Here is a 4,040-nt window from a genome sequence, read left to right on the forward strand (position 1 = left end):
ACGCCGGATCATGGCAAGCTGGAACCGTGGCGCTTTATCGTGATCGAAGGCGCGGCGATGGATCGTCTTGCGGAGTTGGCGAAAAAGCGCGGCGAAGCGCTAGGCTATGACGATGAAAAACAGACCAAAGGAGCGGCGCAATTTGCGACGGGCAATTTGGCCATTGTTGTTGTCGAGGTTCAAAAGCCATCCGAAAAGGTGCCCGCGCTTGAACAGACCTATGCAGTTGGTGGTGTTTGTTTAGCTCTGCTCAATGCCGCATTGGCGAGCGGGTGGGGGGCGAATTGGCTCTCTGGTTGGCCGTCGCATGATCGTGAATTCATTGAAACGGGATTTGGATTGGAGCAACATGAACGTGTTGCTGGCATCATTCATATTGGAACCGAGAAAATGGCACCACCTGAACGCCCGCGTCCCGACCTTGATGCGATAACGACGTGGACAGACGCATGATCTTATCCTCTTTCTTTAAAGCGGTCGCACAAATGGGCGATCCGCGATTTCGCCGTGTTTTGTTCCTTGGTATCGGACTAACGATAGCACTGCTCGTTGGCTTTTACGCGCTGTTCCTGACGATCATGAATGAATCAGTCGGTGAAGGCTTAACGCTCCCCATTGTCGGAGAAGTGACTTGGATCGGCGATTTGCTCGGTTGGGGTTCGCTGTTCTTGATGTTGTTTCTATCGACGTTTCTGATGGTGCCTGTCGCCTCTGCGATTACATCTTTGTTTTTGGATGAGGTTGCATCCGCAGTGGAAGCGAAACACTATCCGACTTTGCCGACCGTCAAGCCAACGCCGATGTATGAAACGATCCGCGATACGATCAATTTTTTGGGACTTCTCATCGGCGCGAACGTCGTGGCGATCCTGCTGTATATAATGTTGCCCTTCGCAGCGATTTTCATCTTTTGGGCGCTCAACGGATTTTTGTTAGGGCGGGAATATTTCCAGATCGCAGCAATGCGCCGACTTGGGCGCGCGGGTGCAAAGCAGGCGCGTAAAGAACATTTTGGCACGATCTGGCTAGCTGGTTGTTTGATGGCACTGCCGCTGACAGTGCCACTCTTGAACTTGTTCATCCCGATCTTAGGCGCGGCAACCTTTACGCATTTATTCCACGCTACACAGCGGGTGCGCTCATCCGGTTGAACCAATCAAGGTCTCGGACCGTGATGATGCCAGACAGGATAATGCCGGCGATAATGCACCATAGTACGATGCTGATCGCGGTTGTGATCAGCGCCTTCTTCTTGAGGTTATGATGTTCCGGCGCGCCAGCATGTGTGCCTGGAACAACCTCGCCCACGTCTCCTTGGGTTTGAAGGCGGATCGGGATCACGATCAGAAAGGTCATGAACCAGATAACGGCGAAAAGAACGAGCGCTGATGTGATACCCATTAGACTTGCTCAAGCTCTGTCAAAGTGCCGTTCATGTCTTTTGGATGCAGGAAGATCACGGGCTTGCCGTGGGCGCCGATTTTTGGCTCACCATTTCCGAGCACACGCAGACCAGACGCAACGAGATGATCGCGTGCTGCGATGATGTCGTCGACTTCGTAGCATACATGGTGAATGCCGCCTGCCGGGTTCTTTTCCAGAAAGCCGTTGATCGGGCTGTCATCGCCAAGTGGGTAAAGCAGTTCGATCTTGGTGTTCGGCAGTTCAATAAAGATAACAGTAACACCATGGTCTGGTTCGTCTTGAGGTGCGCCAACATTTGCACCAAGCGCATCGCGATATTGCGCAGCGGCTGCGTCGAGGTCAGGCACGGCAATGGCAACGTGGTTTAGTCGTCCGATCATTCGTTCGTCTCCAGTATATAAGTGTTGCCACATATATGATGCACAGCACAGGCGCGACAAGCGGCGCAAAGACGCGGGGGGCTTAACGGCTTGTTAGTATCGTTGTTCTAGCTTTCTTGACAGTTGCCAAAGATGTGAGAGTGCTATGAATGAGCTTGAATACGCAGCCCTAACACCAGCCCCGACTGCGTCACGCCCACTGCTGGGTTTGACCATTCTTGTTGTGGAGGACAGTCGCTATGCCTGCGATGCGATGCGATTGCTTTGCTTGCGAAGCGGTGCCCGTATTCGGCGCGCTGATTGTTTGAAGTCCGCGAGGCGACACTTGCAAGTCTATCGTCCGACTGCGGTCATTATTGATATGGGCCTACCAGATGGATCAGGCGCTGAACTCATTCAAGAACTCACAGAAGTTGAACCGCGTATTTCCGCAATACTCGCAACCAGTGGTGATGACATGAATGAAGCGATTGCATTGGCGGCGGGGGCGGACGGGTTTCTCGCGAAACCGCTTGGTCGTTTGAGCGGGTTTCAATCCGCGATTTTGCGCGCGCTGCCTGAAGATTTGCGCCCGCTTGGTCTGCGACAGATTACTGATGAAGAGGTGGTGCCTGATGTTATGGCCTACCGCGATGACATGGCACACGCCGCTGAACTGCTCACAACGTCAGATACGGATATGAAAACGCTGGAGTATGTCGCGCGCTTTGTGCAAGGCATCGCCAAAAGCGCGCAAGATGATCAGTTGGATCGCGCCGCGTTTCGCGTTGTGCGCGCCCGATCTGAGGGCGGCGCAATTCACGCGCATCAGGCGCGATTGGCTGGATTGGTTCAGGATCGGATCACAACAGAGATGGCAATTTAGAGCGTGGGATCAGAGCTGACACGCACAAGACCGGTCAGGTCCCCGAGGCGTTCATGTTGGCGGCCGTCTTGATCAAAGTTGTTTGGGTCGAGCCAGACACGGTAAGCTTCTTTTAGCGCGGGCCATTCTTGATCTATCATCGCAAACCATGCGGTATCGCGATTACGTCCTTTGACAACCATCGCTTGGCGAAAGACGCCTTCATAACTAAAGCCTAACCGCTGCGCTGCACGTCGGGAAGGTGTGTTGAGTGCGTTGCACTTCCATTCAAACCTTCGATACCCAGCGTCAAAGGCCCATTGCATTGTAAGGTATATCGCTTCTGTAGACACAGGACTGCGCTGCATTGCGGGGGAAAAGTTGATGTTACCGACCTCGATAGACCCAGCAGCGGGCGCAATACGTAGATAACTGAGCACGCCAAGGTAGGCTTGCTGGCTCAAATCATAGACCACAAAAAAGAGATTGGACGGATCGGCCGTCACTTCCTTGACCCATCGGTGATATTGGGCTGCCGAATGAAAGGGGCCAGCAGGCAGATAATCATAATGCGCATCTTGGCCTTCGAATGCATTGAATAACAAAGCCGCGTGCTTTTCCGCATTCAACGGCTCAAGACGACAATAGCGCCCCTCAAGCGCCATGGCCTGCGGGGCAGGGGGCGGTGTCCAATCTGGAACGCGCGGTCCTATCGGTCGATCATTCATATTAAGGTCCCTCCCCTCAAACTGTGCATCGAAACGTGACGAAGCGAAACCCACTTTGTTGCAGAGTCGGCACGGCATTGTGAGAGAGGCCCCATTGGTCTGAAACACCTTTCTCGCTATGTATAGTGCAACAAAAGGAGTTCTTAGATGGCGTATCGCTGGAAAAACGTACTGAAAGATTCAGATGTAACGGATCATTCTCAATTCATGAACCGTCGACAACTTATGGCGGGTGCTGCCGGTCTCGGCCTCGCTACGGCGATTGGTGGCCCACGCGCGGCTCTCGCACAAGAGGCGCTGACGCCAAACAGTTATGAAGACATCACCAGCTATAACAACTTTTATGAATTCGGTACGGGCAAAGATGATCCTGCTCGAAATGCTCATAAGCTAACAACGACGCCTTGGACGGTTACGATCGATGGTCTTGTCGACAAGCCAGGCGAATATGATTTTGCAGACATCATGGCGAAGATGACAGTGGAAGAACGTATCTATCGGTTCCGCTGTGTTGAAGCTTGGTCCATGGTCGTGCCTTGGAATGGGTTTGAGCTGAAAGACATGCTTGATCTTGCGGGTGTTCAGTCCTCAGCGAAATACGTGGCTTTTGAAACGCTCTACCGTCCTGAGGAAATGTTCGGTCAAAAATCGCCTGTTCTAGAG

7 protein-coding genes are annotated in these 4,040 nt (G+C 52.8%); 4 read left to right on the plus strand and 3 right to left on the minus strand.

What is annotated here, in order from left to right; translation table 11 throughout:
• Both ABJQ89_RS14095 and ABJQ89_RS14100 read left to right on the plus strand, forming a co-directional pair.
• Window positions 1-453, plus strand: a 453-nt coding sequence (locus ABJQ89_RS14095) for a nitroreductase family protein (RefSeq protein WP_348496823.1), incomplete at its 5' end; no start/stop codon positions are given.
• A complete protein-coding gene (locus ABJQ89_RS14100) occupies window positions 450-1,151 on the plus strand; it encodes an EI24 domain-containing protein (protein WP_348496824.1) in 702 nt (233 codons plus the stop codon). The genes ABJQ89_RS14095 and ABJQ89_RS14100, both read left to right, overlap by 4 nt.
• Here ABJQ89_RS14100 and ABJQ89_RS14105 read toward each other — a convergent pair.
• Both ABJQ89_RS14105 and mce read right to left on the minus strand, forming a co-directional pair.
• Window positions 1,123-1,401, minus strand: a complete 279-nt coding sequence (locus ABJQ89_RS14105; RefSeq protein ID WP_348496825.1) for a DUF1467 family protein — start codon at window positions 1,399-1,401, stop codon at window positions 1,123-1,125. The genes ABJQ89_RS14100 and ABJQ89_RS14105 overlap by 29 nt on opposite strands.
• Window positions 1,401-1,805: a methylmalonyl-CoA epimerase gene (gene mce, locus ABJQ89_RS14110; RefSeq protein ID WP_348496826.1), complete on the minus strand. Its 405-nt coding sequence runs from the start codon at window positions 1,803-1,805 to the stop codon at window positions 1,401-1,403. Before mce ends, ABJQ89_RS14105 begins: the two co-directional genes overlap by 1 nt.
• 145 nt (window positions 1,806-1,950) lie before the next feature.
• Here mce and ABJQ89_RS14115 point away from each other — a divergent pair, with 145 nt between their 5' ends.
• Window positions 1,951-2,670 carry a response regulator gene (locus tag ABJQ89_RS14115; RefSeq protein WP_348496827.1) on the plus strand — a complete coding sequence of 240 codons (720 nt, stop codon included), beginning with the start codon at window positions 1,951-1,953 and terminating at the stop codon, window positions 2,668-2,670.
• Here the strand turns inward: ABJQ89_RS14115 and ABJQ89_RS14120 are convergent.
• Window positions 2,667-3,377, minus strand: coding sequence for a GNAT family protein (locus ABJQ89_RS14120; protein WP_348496828.1), 711 nt, complete (start codon window positions 3,375-3,377; stop codon window positions 2,667-2,669). The two genes, ABJQ89_RS14115 and ABJQ89_RS14120, sit on opposite strands and share 4 nt — an antisense overlap.
• A 147-nt stretch (window positions 3,378-3,524) precedes the next feature.
• Here ABJQ89_RS14120 and ABJQ89_RS14125 point away from each other — a divergent pair.
• A partial coding sequence (locus ABJQ89_RS14125) for a molybdopterin-dependent oxidoreductase (protein ID WP_348496829.1) occupies window positions 3,525-4,040 on the plus strand: 516 nt, incomplete at its 3' end.

The sequence above is a fragment of the Planktotalea sp. genome, from assembly GCF_039984035.1.
Taxonomy (GTDB): domain Bacteria; phylum Pseudomonadota; class Alphaproteobacteria; order Rhodobacterales; family Rhodobacteraceae; genus Planktotalea.

What these genes read in the sequence shown, in the direction of transcription:
- ABJQ89_RS14100 (WP_348496824.1), top strand. Translation starts at nt 450, where the DNA reads ATGATCTTATCCTCTTTCTTTAAAGCGGTCGCACAAATGGGCGATCCG.
- ABJQ89_RS14105 (WP_348496825.1), bottom strand. Translation starts at nt 1,401, where the DNA reads ATGGGTATCACATCAGCGCTCGTTCTTTTCGCCGTTATCTGGTTCATG.
- mce (WP_348496826.1), bottom strand. Translation starts at nt 1,805, where the DNA reads ATGATCGGACGACTAAACCACGTTGCCATTGCCGTGCCTGACCTCGAC.
- ABJQ89_RS14115 (WP_348496827.1), top strand. Translation starts at nt 1,951, where the DNA reads ATGAATGAGCTTGAATACGCAGCCCTAACACCAGCCCCGACTGCGTCA.
- ABJQ89_RS14120 (WP_348496828.1), bottom strand. Translation starts at nt 3,377, where the DNA reads ATGAATGATCGACCGATAGGACCGCGCGTTCCAGATTGGACACCGCCC.